The sequence below is a fragment of the Streptomyces sp. NPDC001709 genome (assembly GCF_053596375.1).
The window spans coordinates 61,520-76,811 of the sequence record NZ_JBSFGB010000019.1 but is presented as its reverse complement, the minus strand read 5'-3'; the positions used below and the strand labels follow the sequence as shown (position 1 = coordinate 76,811).

The following is a 15,292-nucleotide window of genomic DNA, read 5'->3' as shown; positions in this document are numbered from 1 at the left end:
CGGCCCCGGTGACCGGACATGAAACTGCCGGGGTACTTAACAGGTCAACGCTGTTGTCATAAGGTGCCGGGCACGAACCAGGGAGGCCCCATGACCGACCGAGTCGTCCCGCCCGCCGCCCGGCAGCGCCGCCGCCCCACCAAACAGGGCGTCGTGCTGTCCGAAAAGCTGATCGTCGCCACCGCCCTGCGGCTGATCGAGGAGCACGGCGCGGACGCGCTCTCCGTGCGCCGCCTCGGCCGGGCCCTCGGCGCCGACCCCAGCTCCCTCTACCGGTACTTCCGGCACACCGACGACCTGATGCTGGCCATCGCCGACGAGCTGATCGGCCAGACCCTGCGGACCTGGCGGCCGACCGGCGACTGGGCGGCCGACCTGCGCGATCTGGGCCTGCGCATGCACGCCGGCGCTCTCCGGCACCCCCGCGCGGCGATGCTTAGCGCCCACCGTGTCACCGGGCGCGCCCATGAGATCCAGGCCGTGGAGAGCATGCTCGGCGTGTTGCGCGGGGCCGGGTTCCCGGATCCGGAGGCGGTGCGGATCTACCACGCGTTCGTCGACCAGGCCCTCGCCTTCGGCGCCCTGGACTCCGCGGGCACCGCCCTGCCGCGGGCCGCGCGCGAGGCCGAGGCGGAGGTGTGGCGCGGCACCTACGGCCGGCTGCCCGCCGACACCCACCCGCACATCGCGGCCACCGCACCCCACCTCGTCGCCACCATGCGCTCCAGCTCCTACCCGGCCGCCCTCGAACTGCTCCTGGAGGCCGCCCGGACACGCCTTGATCACGTTCGTGCGGGGAGCCGGGGCTGACGGCCACACTGGACGGGATCCGTATCCCGAGGAGGCCGTACGCCATGACCCCACCGCCCGCCCGCACCTTCGCAGACCGCAAGAAGGACACCCTCCACCGGCTGGAGAACGACGTCGACGTCTGGGTCGCCACCGCCGGCCCCGACGGCGGTGCCCCCTATCTCGTGCCGCTGTCCTTCGTGTGGGACGGCGCCACCGTGCTGATCGCCACCCCGGCCGAGAGCCCCACCGGCCGCAACCTCGTGACCACGGGCCGGGCCCGCCTGGGCCTCGGCCCGACCCGGGACGTCGTCATGATCGAGGGCACCGCCCAGGCGGTGACCCCGGAGGACCTCCCCGAGGAGGACGCCGAGGTCTTCGCCGGCAAGACCGGCTTCGACCCCCGCCAACTCACCACCCACTACCTGTACTTCAGGATCCTCCCGCGACGCGTCCAGGCCTGGCGCGAGGCGAACGAACTGAAGGGCCGGGAGTTGATGCGCGACGGGGAGTGGCTCAGCGCCCCGTGAGGGGCGCGGGGCGGTGCTGCTCCTTGGAGGCCACAGGCCAAACCCCCGTAGACCGGGCAATGGCCCGCGCCCCCGCGCGGTGAACCGCACTCTGCACCACCGCGAAGATCGCCCCCTGCACCGCCGCCGCCAACAGGATCTCCCCCCACCCCCGGTCCTGGTCCAGCGCATCCGGCGCCTCCTCCTCGTGCCGGAGCACCGTCCACGCCTTCCGGAAGGCGATACCGGCCAACGCGCCGCTCGCCCAGCTGAGCACGAGACCGATCGGCTGGTAGACGAAGGGAAGCTTCTTCTTCTTTGTCTTGGCCATGTGTGACATCTTCCTCGCCGGACGGCCCTCATGCGGGCCGTCCCCCGGCGGCCACCCGTTCGCCAGCGGCCACCGGTCCCGGCGGGGTACCGTCCCCGAAGGGGCGTCCGCCCAGGTCCTCGCGGTGGTGCGGAGTCAGCCAGCCGGCGAGATCGGGGCCGAGAGGCACGATGCCGGTGGGGTTGATGCCGCTGTGCACCTGGTAGTAGTGCCGCTTGATGTGGTCGAAGTCGACCGTGTCACCGAACCCGGGTGTCTGGAACAGGTCCCTGGCGTACGCCCACAGCACCGGGTTCTCCGCCAGCTTCCAGCGGTTGCACTTGAAGTGCCCGTGGTAGACGGCGTCGAACCGGACCAGCGTGGTGAACAGCCGGATGTCCGCCTCGGTGAGGGTGTCGCCGACCAGATACCGCTGTCCGGCCAGCCGCCCGGCGAGCAGTTCCAGCCGCCGGAAGACACCCGCGCACGCCTCCTCGTACTCCTTCTGGTGCGTGGCGAACCCGGCCCGGTACACACCGTTGTTCACGTCCTCGTACACCTCGGCCATCACCCGGTCGATCTCCTCGCGCCGGCCGGCCGGGTACAGGTCGGGCGCGCCGGTGCGGTGCAGAGCCGTCCACTCGGTGGCCAGGTCCAGGGTGAGCCGCTGGAAGTCGTTGGTGACCAGCCGTCCGCTGGGCACGTCCACGACCGCGGGCACGCTGACCCCGCCCGGGTATCCGGTCTCGCGCCGGTCGTAGGCCTCGCTCAGGAAGCGGATGCCGAGCACCGGGTCCCGGCCGTCCGGGTCCAGGGTGAACCGCCAGCTGCGGTCGTCCTGGATCGGATCGGCCACGGCCATCGACAGCGCGTCCTCCAGACCGAGCAGCCGGCGCGAGATCACCGCCCGGCTCGCCCACGGGCAGGCACGCGAGACCACCAGCCGGTAGCGGCCCGCCACCACCGGCCAGCCGTCGCGGCCGTCGGCGGTGATCCGGTCGGTGAAGTGGCTCCTGGACCGGGTGAACGCCTTGTGCCCGTAGGCACGGTTTCCGTCGCCGCCCATGTCTCCTCCTCGCACGCCCGGTGCCTCTCGGGCAACGCGTTCCCCGTTTCCCGCCTGCCGCACGGTGTGATCCGCCCGCCGGGGGGCAGTCGGCGTTAGGTGAGTGGGAAGAACGAGCAGAAGAACGAGCAGGAGAACGGGGAAGAGCGCGGCGAAACGGCCGGTACGGGCACCAGGGCCGACCGGCACACCAAGGTCACCGTCCTCGTGGCGCTCGCCGCCAACCTCGTGATCGCGGTCGCCAAGGGCGTCGGCGGTGTCCTCGCGGGCTCGCCCGCGCTGCTGTCGGAGGCCGCGCACTCCGTCGCCGACAGCTTCAACGAGGTGTTCCTGCTGGCCGCGCTGCGCCGCAGCCGCCGCCCCGCGGACAAACGGCACCCCTTCGGCTACGGCAAGGAACGCTTCTTCTGGTCCCTCCTCGCCGCCGTCGGCATCTTCGTCATGGGCGGCTGCTTCTCCTTCTTCCAGGGCGCCGAGGCGCTGCGCCGGGGCACCGAGGAGACGTTCAGCGGGTATGTCGCGGGCCTGATCGTGCTGGGCGTGGCCCTCGTCGCCGAGGGCCTCTCCCTGCTGCGGGCCCTGTACCAGGTGCGGCGGCAGGGCGGCGGCCCCGGCTCGCTGAACGACCCGGCGCTGCGCACGGTGATCGCCGAGGACGGCACGGCGGTGCTCGGTGTGACGCTCGCGCTCGCTGGGATGGGCCTGCACATGGCGACCGGGCAGGTCGCGTGGGAAGCGTCCGCCTCACTGGCCATCGGCGTCCTGCTGGTCTACGTCGCCTACCGTCTGGGCCGCGACGCCCGCGACCGGCTCATCGGCGAGGCTGCCGACCCGGAGTTGAGCGACCGGATCCGCTCGCTGCTCGAGCGCCAGCCGGAGATCGACAGCGTGGAGGCGCTGTTCACGATGAAGATGGGCCTCGACGCCACTCTGGTGGCCGCCCGCATCGACCTGGTGCCGGGCCTGGACAGCGAACGGGTGGAGCAGGTCGCCGTACGCATCAAGCGGTCCCTGGCCCGGAAGTTCCCCGAGGCCGACCAGATCTTCCTGGACGTGACCGACCGGCCGGCGGGCGAGGCGCGCGAGAGCCCCGCCGCGACGGGGGAACGCGGCGGGGCCTGACGCACGGGTGCCCGCCCCGAGGCGGGTTCACACATGCCCGGCGTGGATTTTTCTGAATCCGGCCGGTTCCCGGCGCGAATCAGCTCTCGTCGAGGGGCTCCAGCACGAAGACCGGGATCTCCCGCGAGGTCTTGTTCTGGTAGTCGGCGTACGGCGGGTACGCGGCGACGGCCCGCTCCCACCACCGGGACTTCTCCTCGCCGGTGACCTCACGGGCCCTCATGTCCCGCTTGACCGGCCCGTCCTGCAGCTCGACATGCGGATCGGAGGTGACGTTGAAGTACCACACCGGGTGCTTGGGCGCCCCGCCCTGCGAGGCGACCACCGCATACACCCCCTCGTGCTCCACCCGCATCAGCGGCGTCTTGCGGATCTTTCCGCTCTTCGCGCCCCGGGTGGTCAGCACGACGACCGGCAGCCCGGTGTCCATGAGTGTCGTGCCCTTCGTCCCGCCGGAGCTCTCGTACAGCTCGACCTGCTCGCGCACCCACTGCGCAGGGCTGGGCTCGTACTCGCCCTCAAGAGGCATGGGATCCGTCCCCTTCGTCGGTCCGACAGATGTCTGCCACCGGCATTCAACACCCGTGGCACCGCGAATCATCCGTAGCGCGGACGACTTGGGCCGAGGGGGTGATGACCTCGGAGGTAATCGCGCCACGGCGGCGCGCGCGGCACAGTGGTCCGCGTCCCGACCGCCTACCCACGCACGGAGCCGATCCACCATGACGACCAGCCACGTTCCGTCGACCCGCGCCGTTGTCGAGGAGCTGCTGCACAGGATCGGCCAGGGCGATCCGGAGCGCATCGCCGAGCTGTACGCCGACGGTTGCGACTGGCGCCTGGACTGGCCGCAGGAGGAGCACGGCCGCGCGGACACCCCGTGGATCCGGCACCGCTCCGGCCGCGCCGACGCCGCCGCGCACTTCCGGGAGCTGGCCGCGCACCACGTGCCGGAGCGGGCGGACACCCGCATCGAGCAGATCCTGGCCGACGGCGCGGACGCCGTCGTGCTGGGTGTCATCCGGCAGACGGCCGCACCGACCGGCCGCGCCTACACGGCCCGGTTCGCCCTGCACCTGACCGTCCGGGACGGTCTGGTCGTACGGCACCACGTGTACGAGGACAGCCTCGCCGTCGCACGCGCCTTCGCCCCTTCCCCCGCGAGCCACCGGCTCCCCTGACCGGTGGTGGGGGCGTGCAGCGGTCCGGCCGGAATCCGTCCCTCCGACCCCTGTTCTTCGGCCAGATCACCCGGATCGGCGAAGTGGCCGAACTTGGCGTCGACCTATAGATGCCCGAGGCATCTAATGAAGATCGGCACGACGCACTTCTTCGTCTGCGAGGTCTTCCATGACGGAACTGACGGACATCCCCGGCCCCGCGCACCAGGCCGACCCCGTCGCCTTCCCACAGGACCGCACCTGCCCCTACCACCCGCCCACCGGATACCAGCCGTTGCGCGACGGGCGAGCCCTGTCCCGCGTCACTCTGTTCGACGGCCGCGAGGTCTGGGCGGTCACCGCACACGCCACCGCCCGCGCCCTGCTCGCCGACCCCCGTCTCTCCAGCGACCGCCGCCGTCCCGGCTTCCCCGTGCCCTCCGAGCGTTTCGCGGGCGCCCGCGACCGCCGGGTGGCCCTGCTCGGGACGGACGATCCCGAACACCAGCGGCAGCGGCGGATGATGATCCCGTCGTTCTCCGTCAGGCGCGCGGCCGAGCTGCGGCCGTGGATCCAGCGGACCGTGGACGGGTTGCTGGACGCCATCATCGCGCAGGGGCCGCCCGCCGAGCTGGTCTCCGCCTTCGCGCTGCCCGTCCCGTCCATGGTGATCTGCGACCTCCTCGGAGTGCCGTACGACGACCACGAGTTCTTCGAGGAGCAGTCCCGCCGGCTGCTGCGCGGCCCGACGGCGGCCGACACCCAGGACGCCCGCGACCGCCTGGACGACTACCTCGGACGGCTCATCGACGAGAAGGCGAAGCGGACCGACCCCGGCGACGGCATCCTCGACGACCTCGTTCACCACCAGCTGCGCGAGGGCAGCCTGGACCGCGCCGAACTGGTGTCACTGGCCGTCATCCTGCTGGTCGCGGGCCATGAGACGACCGCCAACATGATCTCCCTCGGCACCTACACCCTGCTCCAGCACCCTGACCGGCTGGCGGAGTTGCGCGCCGACCCCGCGCTGCTGCCCGCCGCCGTCGAGGAGCTGATGCGCATGCTGTCCATCGCGGAGGGCATGCAGCGGGTGGCGCTGGAGGACATCGACGTCGCCGGTACCACGATCCGCGCAGGCGAAGGCGTGCTCTTCTCGACCTCGGTCATCAACCGCGATCCCGCCCTGTACGAGGACCCCGACGCCCTGGACTTCCACCGCCCCACCCGCCACCACGTGGCGTTCGGCTTCGGGATCCACCAGTGCCTGGGCCAGAACCTGGCCCGCGCGGAGCTGGAGATCGCCCTGGGCAGCCTGCTGACCCGGCTGCCGGGGCTGCGGCCGGCCGTCCCGGCCGAGGAGATCCGCTTCAAGCGCGGCGACACGATCCAGGGGATGCTGGAACTCCCCGTGACCTGGTAAGAGGCTCTGCTCATGCACATCGACATCGACAAGGACGTCTGTATCGGCGCCGGCCAGTGCGCGCTGGCGGCACCGGGCGTCTTCACCCAGGACGACGACGGCTTCAGCACCCTGCTGCCCGGACGCGAGGACGGCGCGGGCGACCCGATGGTCCGGGAGGCGGCCCGCGCCTGCCCGGTGGGCGCGATCACGGTGACGGAGACGGCCGGCTGAGCCCGCCCGGGCCGGCGGCCGCCACCAGCGCCCGCGCCGCCTCGCGGGCCTCGGCCGCCGGACCGGTGCGGCCCGTGATGCCCGCCGTGACCATGGCTCCCTCGGCCAGCAGGAACAAGGGGCCGGTGAGCGCGGCGGGCAGACCGGCCTCCGCCACGAGCGAGGCGAGATAGTCCCGGAACGCCTCCTTGTGTGCGCGCACCTGCTCGGCCACCAGGGCCGAGGTGGCGCCCAGCTCGCCGTAGGCGTTGATCCAGGCGCAGCCGCGGAAGCCGGCCTCGCCGAACCAGCCCTCCAGCCAGTCGAACACGGCCGGGATCCGCTCCCGCGCATCCCGCTGCCGTGCCACATGCGCGGCGAGGCGCCCGCGCCAGCGCTCGTCGCGCCGCGCCAGATAGGCCGCCACGAGCTGCTCCTTGGCGGGGAAGAGCTGGTAGAGGCGTTTGAGCGACAGGCCCGAGGCGCCGCGCAGTTCGTCCATGCCCACGGACTGCACCCCGCGGGCGTAGAACAGCTCCTCGGCGGCGTCGAGCGCCTTCTCGCGGGCGGCCGCGCTGTCCATCGGCGACACCATCACTCCTCGATGCGGTCCACGACGCTCCTTGACGAGAGAACGAGCGTTCTCCTACTGTAGCAGCCCCATGGAGAACGATCGTTCTCCACTGCTTCCTGAACCCAGGAGGAGACCATGGACGACCGCCCGCCCCTGCCACCGTTCACCCGCGAGACCGCCGCCCGGAAGGTCCAGGCCGCCGAGGACGCCTGGAACACCCGCGACCCGCACAAGGTCGCGCTCGCCTACTCCGAGGACTCGGTCTGGCGCAACCGCGACACCTTCGTCACCGGCCGCGCCGAGATCGTCGCGTTCCTGACCGCCAAGTGGCAGCGCGAGCTGGACTACGCGCTGCGCAAGGACCTGTGGGCCTTCGACGGCAACCGCATCGCCGTCCGCTTCCAGTACGAGTGCCGCGACGCCGACGGCCGGTCGTGGCGTTCCTACGGCAACGAGCTGTGGGAGTTCGACGAGCACGGCCTGATGACCCGGCGGGAGGCCAGCATCAACGACGTACCCATCGAGGAGAAGGAGCGCCGCATCCACGGACCGCGCCCGCAGGCCGAGCGAGGGCAGTCCTTCCCGCTTCGGTAAGACTCCCGTTCAGTAGGGTTCCCGGATGACCGAACAGGCCGAGAAGCCCTTCCTCTACGTCGTCGTCTGCGCGGCCGGGATCGCCGCGGGCGTCAGCAAGCTGATCACCGCGGCCCAGGAACGGGACTGGGAGGTCGGCGTCATCGCCACTCCGGTCGCAATGGCCGGCTTCTTCGACACCGGGGCCGTGGAGGCACAGACGGGCCGTCCGGTCAGGTCCGCCTGGCGCACGCCGGCCGACCCCCGCCCCTTCCCGCCGCCGGACGCCGTCGTGGTGGCACCCGCCACCTTCAACACCGTCAACAAGTGGGCGGCCGGCATCGCCGACACCCTCGCGCTGGGCACCCTGTGCGAGGCCGCGGGCCTGGGCGTACCGGTGGCCGTCCTGCCCTGCGTCGCCGACGCGCTGGCCGCCCATCCCGCCTACCAGGACAGCCTGGCCCGGCTGCGCGGCATGGGCGTCCGCTTCGGTGACCCGTACACGGGCGAAGTCCGGCCGGACGGCGGCCGGCCGGACTTCGCCTGGGAGAGGGCGCTGGATCTGCTCTAGCGGCAGGTCAGCGTCGGCCCCGCCAGCATGTTCCCGGTGAACATGTCCTGACCCTTCGGCACCCAGTAGCCGAGCTTCGAGACCACCGTGGAGCACTTCGCCCCGACGGTGAAGCTCACCTTCAGCTTCTCCGGGTGGCCGGGCTGCAGCTCGGTCACCGTGCAGTCCAGGGAGTGCGCCAGCCGGGCCTTCGCCGGGTACCGGCCCACCAGCGGGTTGACACAGCGCTTGTCGGCCGTGGCGATCCGCACACCGGTGCCCTCCTGGCCGATCATCCCCAGCCGCGCGTTGCCGTCGCCCTCGTCACTGTCCCGGCGGATCGTGTAGGTCACGGTGGTCGTGGCGTTGCGGCGGAGCACGGTCTTGTCGACGGTGACGGCGTGCGTGACCTTCGCCTTGGGCGCGGTCAGCGACACCGTGGCCCGCACCGTGCCCTTCAGGTCGACACCCGCGGGCGTCGACCGCACGCGCACGGTGGCGCTGAGGTCGTAGGTGCCCGGCCCCGGGTACAGGCCCGAGCCGGGCAGTGTTCCGGCGCCCAGGGTCTTGCCGGACCGGGTGGCCTTCCAGGTGCCCTCGGTGCGACAGGCGTACTGGACCCGGGTGCGGCCGATCCGGCAGGTGGCCGGGGCCGTGATGTTGAATCTCGGCGAGCCGGTGTCCGCGCACAGGCTGACATCGGCCCGCTCACCGTGCGCCCCCTGCAGCGTGCCGGCGAGCGCGCACAGCGTCGCCGGGGTCTCGGGCGTCGCAGCCGGTGCGGGAGCGGATTGCCCCCAGGCGGGGGTGACAAGGGCCAGCGGCAGCAGCGCTGCTCCGGCCAGGGTTCTCAGAGTGGTCGGACGAGTCGGCACCGCGTTTTCCTCCGGGGCGGCCGAGACCGGCCGGATGCCGGTCGTCTGCGCCGAGGATGAGCCGACGGTACGACGATCCGCCGCATCCCACGCCGGACGGTCACCTAGGGGTACCAACGCAAGCCCCCGAAGGGGCGCGGGGGGTGAACACCAATGCGCGTGCCGGGACAGCAAAGTCAGGAAGGCGGTAGCGTCGGCCGCGGGGGAGTCGGAGCGGTCGCGGCTGACGACCCGCACGCCCTTCGGCGGGGGATAGGCGCCGCCGATCTGGTAGTCGAACCCGGCACCCCGCGGGGGCAGCCGCACCGCGGCGGGCTTCCGCGAGCGGTTCGTCTCCTTGCCCCCGGAACCGCAGCCGGCCAGCGCCGAAAGGATGATGACCAGGGTCGCTGCCAGGGCGCCTGCGGTCCTTCGGGAACGCCCGGCGCGGCACGCGTCGGGATCAAAGCGTCCCCCTGCTTGGTCGTCAAGTCGGTGCCGGGGGCCACGTCGTAGGCTCGTTGCCGACCATCGTCCTGAAGGCGGGAGCAGCAACGATGCAGTACGTGAAGCTCGGTTCGACGGGCCTGGACGTGTCGCGGATCTGTCTGGGCTGCATGACCTACGGCCTGCCCGACCGCGGCGTCCACGAGTGGACCCTCGACGAGGAGGCGTCCCGCCCGCTCATCCGGCAGGCGCTGGAGGCGGGCATCAACTTCTTCGACACCGCCAACATCTACTCCGACGGCACCAGCGAGGAGATCGTCGGCAAGGCCCTGCGCGACTTCGCGAACCGCGACGAGATCGTGCTGGCCACCAAGGTCAACGGCCGGATGCGGCCGGGACCCAACGGGGCCGGGCTGTCCCGCAAGGCCGTCATGACCGAGATCGACCACAGCCTGCGCCGCCTCGGCACCGACTACGTCGACCTCTACCAGATCCACCGCTACGACCACGCGACTCCGGTCGAGGAGACGATGGAGGCGCTGCACGACCTGGTCAAGGCGGGCAAGGTCCGCTACATCGGGGCGAGTTCGATGTACGCCTGGGAGTTCTCCAAGCTGCAGTACACGGCGGAGCGGCACGGCTGGACGAAGTTCGTGTCCATGCAGAACCACTACAACCTGCTCTACCGCGAGGAGGAGCGGGAGATGCTGCCGCTCTGCGCGGACCAGGGCGTCGGCGTGCTGCCGTGGAGCCCGCTCGCCCGGGGCCGGCTCACCCGCGACTGGGGCACGGTCACCGAGCGCAGCGCGAACGACAACTTCGGCAGCCGTCTGTACCTGGAGAGCGACCGCTCGATCGTCGAGGCCGTCACCCGCATCGCGAACGACCGGGGCGTGCCCCGCGCCCAGGTGGCCCTGGCCTGGCTGCTGCACCGGCACACGGTGGCGGCCCCGATCGTGGGCGCCGCCAAGCCCCACCACATCGAGGACGCGGCGGCGGCCGTAGACCTGGAACTGACGGAGAAGGAGATCGAGGAGCTGGAGCAGCCCTACACTCCCCGTGCCATCAGCGGCCACTGAAGGGCCCCTTGAGGGGTGCTCAGTGCGCTCAGTGCGGTCCGTGCGGTTCGAACTCGGTGCCGCACGGACCGGCTCCCACGCTCTCCGCCAACGGCACCCGCTCCCCGGACATCGAGAGCGTCCGGTAGTACGCCCCGATCCGCTCGGCCGAACGGCCGACATAGTGCCCGATGAACGAGCGCCGGAACCGGTCCGTAGTCCGATTGGGCCCGGAGCCGTGCACCATGCTGCCGTTGAAGAACAGCACGTCACCCGGCGCCAGATCCACGGGAGTCGGGGTCAGCCCCGCCGGGGGCGGAACGTACTCGCGGGCGAACGACAGCCCCTCGTCGGCGAGTTCGGGACAGAACAGGTCCATCCTGTGCGTACCTTGGACGACCTCGAGACCCCCGTTGTCCCGGTCGATCGGCTCGCAGGCCAGCCAGGCCGCCACACAGGTGCCCGGCTCGACCCGGAGATAGAAGTTGTCCTGGTGCAGCGCCTGCCCGCGCGCACCCGGCGGCTTGAAGTAGAACATGCTCTGCGCGGCCAGCACCTCCTCGTCGAACAGCACTTCGAGCACGGCCCGCAGCCGGGCGTCCAGCAGGAACTCCCGTGCCACCGGGCTGAATTCGTGCGGCTGCATCACGCGGGGATAGCGGCGCAGCGGATCCGGGTCCGCCGGGCGGGGCGCGAAGTGTCCCGGCACCGGACCGGCCGCGTGCAGCGCGGCGAAGGCGGCGCACAGCCGCTCGGTCTCGCCCCGGCCGAACAGCCCCCGGACGACGATGAATCCGTCGTCTGCGAACTGCTGCCGGAGCGCCTCGGGCAGGATGGTGTCTTTGTCCGTGGCTGTCATGTGTCCGCTCCTGGAAATCCGGTGGTCACTCACCCGTTGCGTCGCCACGCTAGGCCGATGCGCCTGACGGGAGGATGCCTGTGCGTGCTGACGACCTGCCCGTGACGGCTGCCACCGCCGACCCGTCCCCGCCGCCCGGTCTTGTGGTGACCGGCCGCTACGACCAGGGGCCGGGCTACGGCGTGAACCGGCCCCGGGGCTCGGACAGCTGGCTGTTCACCTTCACGCTGGGCGGATGCGGACTGCTCCGGCAGGGTGCCGCCCGGACCCGCGCCGGCGCCGGGGACCTCGTCGTTCTCGCTCCGGGCACCGCCCACCGCTACACCGTCGCGCCCGGCGCCGAGCACTGGCGCTTCTGGTGGGCGCACTGCCAGGCCCGCCCGTCCTGGACGCCCTGGCTCGCGCCGCACGCCGTGTCCGACGGCCTGTACGCGGTGCCGTCCGTACCCGGCGCCCTGTACGCCCGGATCGACGCGGCGTTCGGCCGGATGCTCGCCGACGCCCGCGGATCGGTCGGGAGCGTGCCGGGCGAGCCGGACCCGGTGGCCGTGGCACACGGCAGCCTGGTGCGGGAACTCGCCCTGTGCGCACTGGAAGAGGTAGTCCTCCTCGCCGTCGGCGGCCCCCGGAAACCGCCGGCCGCACCGGATGCCGACGCCCGGGTGCGCCGCGCCGAGGAGTTGATCGCCGCCGACCCCGGTGCCCCGCACACCGTCCGCTCGCTCGCCGGGAGCGTCGCGCTGTCCCCGTCTCGGTTCGCCCACCTGTTCACCCTGCGCACCGGCCGTTCCCCGATGCGGGCCCTGCGCGAGGCACGGCTGCGGCACGCGGCCCGGCTCCTGGAGGTCACCGACCTGACCGTGGAACGGGTGGCCGCGGCCTCCGGATTCGGCAGCCCCTTCCACTTCAGCCGGGTCTTCCGGGAGCGTTACGGCGTGCCGCCCGGCGCGTACCGGGCGGGCGAACGGCGATAAGGGACGACAAAGGATTTCGCCTGACCGTGAGTCAATAAAGGAAGGCGGTGAGGAACCGCCGCGCGCCGTACGTCATTGTCGATAATCGAGAGATCTCTTGTTCGGACGTGCGCGGCTGTGCAAAGGTGTGCGCTGTCGGCGCGCAGGCACATAGCATTTCCGCTGTATGCGCCAGGCCGCTCCCCGTACACCCCCCACGCTTCAAAAGAGCCGCCTCAGGTGGACGTTCGAGCAGCCCCACCACCTTCCCATACTGCTTGGTATGGACTAATTTCCGTATCACGTCTGGAGGAATGCAGTCGTGAATGAGGCCGGCCCGTCGGACGAACAACTGAGTGCCGAACTGAAGAAGTGGACCGGAGCGTCGCCCGCACTCCATCCCGTCGGTGAACTGCTCGACCGGCACTGGGAAGCGGCCTTCGCCTACGCCCGGTTGTGCACGGACGGGACGCGCGCCGCCGGCATGCTCACCACCGCCGCCTTCACCCGGCTCTTCGGGGAATCGCTCCGGCAGGCCGGCCCGACCGCCGCCTGGCGGCCCCATGTACTGGTCGCCGTCCGCCGGATCGCGGCGGAGTGGGACACCGACGGCCGCCAGGAGCTCCTCCACCCGGCACTGCGGTCCGACGCCACGGGAGAGCGCGCCGCCGCCCGGCTGCTGCCGCCGCCCGGCCGGCGACAGCTCTCCCGCGCGTTCCAGCGGGTGCCCCAGGTCTCCCGCGCCGTGCTGTGGCACACCGAGGTCGAGGCCGAACCGCTCGCCGTACCCGCGGCCCTGCTCGGCCTGGACCAGGAGGACGCCCGCATCGAGCTCCACCGGGCCCGGGAACGGCTGCGCGAGGAGTGCCTCCAGGTCCACCGTGAACTCGCCCCCGAGACCGAGTGCCGGCGCTATCTGCGCATGCTCGACGTGACGTTCCGGCGCGGCGGCATCGACATCGACCCGGATCTACGTGAACACCTGGGCCGTTGCGACCACTGCAGCCGGACCGCCGACCAACTCACCGCCTTCAACACGGGACTTGGGCTCGCCCTCGCCGAGGCGGTCCTCGGCTGGGGCGCCCGCGCCTACCTGGACTCACGGGCGAGCCGCCCCGAGCAGTCGGCCGAACCGGCCCCGCAGCCCGAGACCGTCGCACCCCCGTCCGGCGAGCCCTTCCTGCCCGCCGACCCGCCGCGCCGGGACGGCTCGGGTGAGCCCCCACGCCGTGAGGGTTCCTCCGACTCGACACGCCGCGGGGGCTCCGCCGAGTCGACACCCCGTGGCGGTTCCGCCCGGTCCACGCGTCCGGATGGTCCCGCCGACTCGACGGGCGGGGCCGCTTCCGCCGGACCCGGGCGCCGCCGCGGCTCCGGCAAGCCCGCGCGCCCGGGCGGTAGCGGCGAGTCCGAGCGTCGTGACGAAACCGCCGAGGCGAAGGGCTGGAACGCCTTCGCCGAGCCTGCGCGCCGTGGTGGTTCCGTTGGTTTCGCGCCTTGGGGCGATGTCCCCGAGCCGACCGGCGGGGGCGAGTCCGGCGAGGCGATGGGTTGGAGTGCTTTCGCCGAGCCTGCGCGTCGTCATGGTTCTGCTGGTTCCGCGGGTCGGGGTGATGTCCCCGAGCCGGGCGGCGGGGAGGGCTTCGCCGAGGCGACGGGCTGGAGCGCTTTCGCCGAACCGGCACGCCGTCATGGCTCCACCGGTTCCGCGGATCGGGGTGATACCCCAGAACCGGGCGGCGGGGAGGGCTTCGCCGAGGTGACCCGCCGCCATGGCTCCGCCGGGCTCACGCAGCGGGACGGCGCCGCCGGGTCCCTCCGCCGCGACAGCACCGCCGGGTCCTCGCGCCGCCGTGCCTCCGTCCCCGACGCCGGAGCGGCGGGCGACGTCGGGGAAACCATTCCCTCCGGCCGGTCGGCCCAGCGTGCTGCTCGTGCCCGCCGTGCGCGGCGCCGTAATCTCGCGGTGGCCGTCGTCACCGTCAGCGGTCTGGTCGTCCTGCCCCTGGTGCTGTGGTCGGTGCTCGGCTCGGATGACGGAACGGCACCGGCCGGCGGCGCGTCCGCCTCTCCGGGGCCGGGCAAGGACGCCGCAAGTCCCGGCGCTTCCTGGGCCGGTGCCAACGCGGCCGGTCAGGGCCCCCTGCACGGCCGGCTGCACAACCTGGCCTCCGGCCTGTGCGTCGGAGTCGTGGGGAAGAAGGCCGTCGAGGGCGCCGAGACCGAACTCGTCACCTGCTCCGCGACACCGAGCCAGCAGTGGACGTACGAGACCGACGGCCTGTTGCGCAACTCCGCCGCGCCCGGCCTGTGCCTGGACTCCCACCTCGGCTACTCGGTCCGCCTCGCCCCCTGCTCCGCCACCGGCAAGGCCGGCCGGAACATCCGCTACGACTTCACTCTCCAGGGCGCCCTGATACCCCGCTGGAACCAGGACCTGGCCCTCACCCCGGCCGCCACCGACGGCTCCGGCGCCCTGGTCCTCAAGACCCGCGCCCCCGGCGACGCCCAGCGCTGGGCCGTTGACACCGCCAAGCCCGAGCTGCAGATGCAGAACGTCAACTGGGACAGCGACAACGCCCCGGCGCCGCCCGCCACTTCACGCCGGGCCCCCGAGGCGACACCCACCCCCAAGGCCTCCCAGACCGCCCCGCCGCAGACACCGAGCCCGACTCCGACAGCGACCGAGTCCCTCCCCACACCGACGCCGCCCGCCACGACCGACCCCTGCTCCACGTACCCGTACTACTGCGGAGGAGGCGGCTGGGGCGGCGGGGGCTACGGAGGCGGCGGGTGGCACCACCGCTGACTCAGCCACGGTGGTGTGGTGACGGGGTGCCCGCCCACGAAAACTGA

The 15,292-nt window shown here is 72.1% G+C and carries 17 protein-coding genes and 2 pseudogenes; 12 read left to right on the top strand and 7 right to left on the bottom strand.

Going from position 1 to position 15,292, the window contains the following annotated elements; genetic code table 11:
• The first annotated feature begins 90 nt into the window (after nt 1-90).
• Both ACWC0C_RS26460 and ACWC0C_RS26455 read left to right on the top strand, forming a co-directional pair.
• On the top strand, nt 91-810 hold the full coding sequence (locus tag ACWC0C_RS26460) for a TetR/AcrR family transcriptional regulator (protein ID WP_450866270.1): 720 nt from the start codon (nt 91-93) through the stop codon (nt 808-810).
• 44 nt (nt 811-854) lie between these two features.
• Complete coding sequence (locus tag ACWC0C_RS26455; RefSeq protein ID WP_449193924.1) at nt 855-1,319, top strand: pyridoxamine 5'-phosphate oxidase family protein; 465 nt, start codon at nt 855-857, stop codon at nt 1,317-1,319.
• Here ACWC0C_RS26455 and ACWC0C_RS26450 read toward each other — a convergent pair.
• Together ACWC0C_RS26450 and ACWC0C_RS26445 are read right to left on the bottom strand one after the other, a co-directional pair.
• Nucleotides 1,306-1,629, bottom strand: coding sequence for a DUF4235 domain-containing protein (locus tag ACWC0C_RS26450; RefSeq protein WP_449193925.1), 324 nt, complete (start codon nt 1,627-1,629; stop codon nt 1,306-1,308). The two genes, ACWC0C_RS26455 and ACWC0C_RS26450, sit on opposite strands and share 14 nt — an antisense overlap.
• A gap of 28 nt (nt 1,630-1,657) precedes the next feature.
• Nucleotides 1,658-2,674 (bottom strand): glutathione S-transferase family protein, encoded by a 1,017-nt coding sequence (locus tag ACWC0C_RS26445; protein ID WP_450866268.1) that lies wholly within the window; start codon nt 2,672-2,674, stop codon nt 1,658-1,660.
• Nucleotides 2,675-2,773: 99 nt separating this feature from the next.
• Here ACWC0C_RS26445 and ACWC0C_RS26440 point away from each other — a divergent pair, with 99 nt between their 5' ends.
• Nucleotides 2,774-3,796 carry a cation diffusion facilitator family transporter gene (locus tag ACWC0C_RS26440; RefSeq protein ID WP_450866266.1) on the top strand — a complete coding sequence of 341 codons (1,023 nt, stop codon included), beginning with the start codon at nt 2,774-2,776 and terminating at the stop codon, nt 3,794-3,796.
• A 79-nt stretch (nt 3,797-3,875) separates the two neighbouring features.
• On the opposite strand, the gene ACWC0C_RS26435 is transcribed toward ACWC0C_RS26440, so the two are convergent.
• Nucleotides 3,876-4,325, bottom strand: coding sequence for a nitroreductase family deazaflavin-dependent oxidoreductase (locus ACWC0C_RS26435; protein WP_450866265.1), 450 nt, complete (start codon nt 4,323-4,325; stop codon nt 3,876-3,878).
• A 193-nt stretch (nt 4,326-4,518) separates the two neighbouring features.
• Between ACWC0C_RS26435 and ACWC0C_RS26430 the strand changes: the two genes are divergently transcribed.
• The 3 genes from ACWC0C_RS26430 to ACWC0C_RS26420 all read left to right on the top strand — a co-directional run bounded on the left by ACWC0C_RS26430 (nt 4,519) and on the right by ACWC0C_RS26420 (nt 6,589).
• On the top strand, nt 4,519-4,977 hold the full coding sequence (locus tag ACWC0C_RS26430) for a nuclear transport factor 2 family protein (protein WP_450866263.1): 459 nt from the start codon (nt 4,519-4,521) through the stop codon (nt 4,975-4,977).
• Nucleotides 4,978-5,146: 169 nt separating this feature from the next.
• On the top strand, nt 5,147-6,376 hold the full coding sequence (locus ACWC0C_RS26425; protein WP_450866261.1) for a cytochrome P450: 1,230 nt from the start codon (nt 5,147-5,149) through the stop codon (nt 6,374-6,376).
• 12 nt (nt 6,377-6,388) lie between these two features.
• On the top strand, nt 6,389-6,589 hold the full coding sequence (locus ACWC0C_RS26420; protein ID WP_449193931.1) for a ferredoxin: 201 nt from the start codon (nt 6,389-6,391) through the stop codon (nt 6,587-6,589).
• On the opposite strand, the gene ACWC0C_RS26415 is transcribed toward ACWC0C_RS26420, so the two are convergent.
• Nucleotides 6,564-7,151: a TetR/AcrR family transcriptional regulator gene (locus ACWC0C_RS26415; RefSeq protein ID WP_450866260.1), complete on the bottom strand. Its 588-nt coding sequence runs from the start codon at nt 7,149-7,151 to the stop codon at nt 6,564-6,566. The two genes, ACWC0C_RS26420 and ACWC0C_RS26415, sit on opposite strands and share 26 nt — an antisense overlap.
• A 126-nt stretch (nt 7,152-7,277) precedes the next feature.
• On the opposite strand from ACWC0C_RS26415, the gene ACWC0C_RS26410 reads away from it, so the two are divergent.
• Nucleotides 7,278-7,736, top strand: coding sequence for a nuclear transport factor 2 family protein (locus ACWC0C_RS26410; protein ID WP_450866258.1), 459 nt, complete (start codon nt 7,278-7,280; stop codon nt 7,734-7,736).
• Nucleotides 7,737-7,761: 25 nt separating this feature from the next.
• Entirely contained in the window at nt 7,762-8,286 is a 525-nt protein-coding gene (locus tag ACWC0C_RS26405) for a flavoprotein (RefSeq protein WP_450866256.1), read from the top strand.
• On the opposite strand, the gene ACWC0C_RS26400 is transcribed toward ACWC0C_RS26405, so the two are convergent.
• Together ACWC0C_RS26400 and ACWC0C_RS26395 are read right to left on the bottom strand one after the other, a co-directional pair.
• A complete protein-coding gene (locus ACWC0C_RS26400) occupies nt 8,283-9,140 on the bottom strand; it encodes a hypothetical protein (protein WP_449193935.1) in 858 nt (285 codons plus the stop codon). The two genes, ACWC0C_RS26405 and ACWC0C_RS26400, sit on opposite strands and share 4 nt — an antisense overlap.
• Nucleotides 9,141-9,338: 198 nt before the next feature.
• Nucleotides 9,339-9,518, bottom strand: a pseudogene (locus ACWC0C_RS26395) (endo alpha-1,4 polygalactosaminidase); the annotation flags it as partial.
• Between the two features lie 158 nt (nt 9,519-9,676).
• Between ACWC0C_RS26395 and ACWC0C_RS26390 the strand changes: the two are divergent.
• Entirely contained in the window at nt 9,677-10,645 is a 969-nt protein-coding gene (locus ACWC0C_RS26390) for an aldo/keto reductase (protein ID WP_450866255.1), read from the top strand.
• Nucleotides 10,646-10,673: 28 nt separating this feature from the next.
• Here ACWC0C_RS26390 and ACWC0C_RS26385 read toward each other — a convergent pair whose 3' ends face one another.
• On the bottom strand, nt 10,674-11,483 hold the full coding sequence (locus ACWC0C_RS26385) for a phytanoyl-CoA dioxygenase family protein (RefSeq protein ID WP_450866254.1): 810 nt from the start codon (nt 11,481-11,483) through the stop codon (nt 10,674-10,676).
• Nucleotides 11,484-11,557: 74 nt separating this feature from the next.
• On the opposite strand from ACWC0C_RS26385, the gene ACWC0C_RS26380 reads away from it, so the two are divergent.
• The 3 genes and pseudogenes from ACWC0C_RS26380 (at nt 11,558) to ACWC0C_RS26370 (ending at nt 15,245) form a co-directional block, all read left to right on the top strand.
• Nucleotides 11,558-12,457 (top strand): helix-turn-helix domain-containing protein, encoded by a 900-nt coding sequence (locus ACWC0C_RS26380; RefSeq protein WP_450866252.1) that lies wholly within the window; start codon nt 11,558-11,560, stop codon nt 12,455-12,457.
• Between the two features lie 301 nt (nt 12,458-12,758).
• Nucleotides 12,759-13,545 (top strand): annotated as a pseudogene (locus ACWC0C_RS26375) (hydrolase); the annotation flags it as partial.
• Between the two features lie 437 nt (nt 13,546-13,982).
• Complete coding sequence (locus ACWC0C_RS26370) at nt 13,983-15,245, top strand: RICIN domain-containing protein (protein ID WP_450866413.1); 1,263 nt, start codon at nt 13,983-13,985, stop codon at nt 15,243-15,245.
• The last annotated feature ends 47 nt before the right edge of the window (nt 15,246-15,292 follow it).

Coding starts and splice junctions, on each gene's coding strand:
- ACWC0C_RS26445 (WP_450866268.1), bottom strand. CDS start 2,674: ATGGGCGGCGACGGAAACCGTGCCTACGGGCACAAGGCGTTCACCCGG.
- ACWC0C_RS26435 (WP_450866265.1), bottom strand. CDS start 4,325: ATGCCTCTTGAGGGCGAGTACGAGCCCAGCCCTGCGCAGTGGGTGCGC.
- ACWC0C_RS26370 (WP_450866413.1), top strand. CDS start 13,983: ATGGGTTGGAGTGCTTTCGCCGAGCCTGCGCGTCGTCATGGTTCTGCT.
- ACWC0C_RS26405 (WP_450866256.1), top strand. CDS start 7,762: ATGACCGAACAGGCCGAGAAGCCCTTCCTCTACGTCGTCGTCTGCGCG.
- ACWC0C_RS26455 (WP_449193924.1), top strand. CDS start 855: ATGACCCCACCGCCCGCCCGCACCTTCGCAGACCGCAAGAAGGACACC.
- ACWC0C_RS26390 (WP_450866255.1), top strand. CDS start 9,677: ATGCAGTACGTGAAGCTCGGTTCGACGGGCCTGGACGTGTCGCGGATC.
- ACWC0C_RS26425 (WP_450866261.1), top strand. CDS start 5,147: ATGACGGAACTGACGGACATCCCCGGCCCCGCGCACCAGGCCGACCCC.
- ACWC0C_RS26380 (WP_450866252.1), top strand. CDS start 11,558: ATGCCTGTGCGTGCTGACGACCTGCCCGTGACGGCTGCCACCGCCGAC.
- ACWC0C_RS26385 (WP_450866254.1), bottom strand. CDS start 11,483: ATGACAGCCACGGACAAAGACACCATCCTGCCCGAGGCGCTCCGGCAG.
- ACWC0C_RS26420 (WP_449193931.1), top strand. CDS start 6,389: ATGCACATCGACATCGACAAGGACGTCTGTATCGGCGCCGGCCAGTGC.
- ACWC0C_RS26460 (WP_450866270.1), top strand. CDS start 91: ATGACCGACCGAGTCGTCCCGCCCGCCGCCCGGCAGCGCCGCCGCCCC.
- ACWC0C_RS26430 (WP_450866263.1), top strand. CDS start 4,519: ATGACGACCAGCCACGTTCCGTCGACCCGCGCCGTTGTCGAGGAGCTG.
- ACWC0C_RS26415 (WP_450866260.1), bottom strand. CDS start 7,151: ATGGACAGCGCGGCCGCCCGCGAGAAGGCGCTCGACGCCGCCGAGGAG.
- ACWC0C_RS26410 (WP_450866258.1), top strand. CDS start 7,278: ATGGACGACCGCCCGCCCCTGCCACCGTTCACCCGCGAGACCGCCGCC.
- ACWC0C_RS26450 (WP_449193925.1), bottom strand. CDS start 1,629: ATGGCCAAGACAAAGAAGAAGAAGCTTCCCTTCGTCTACCAGCCGATC.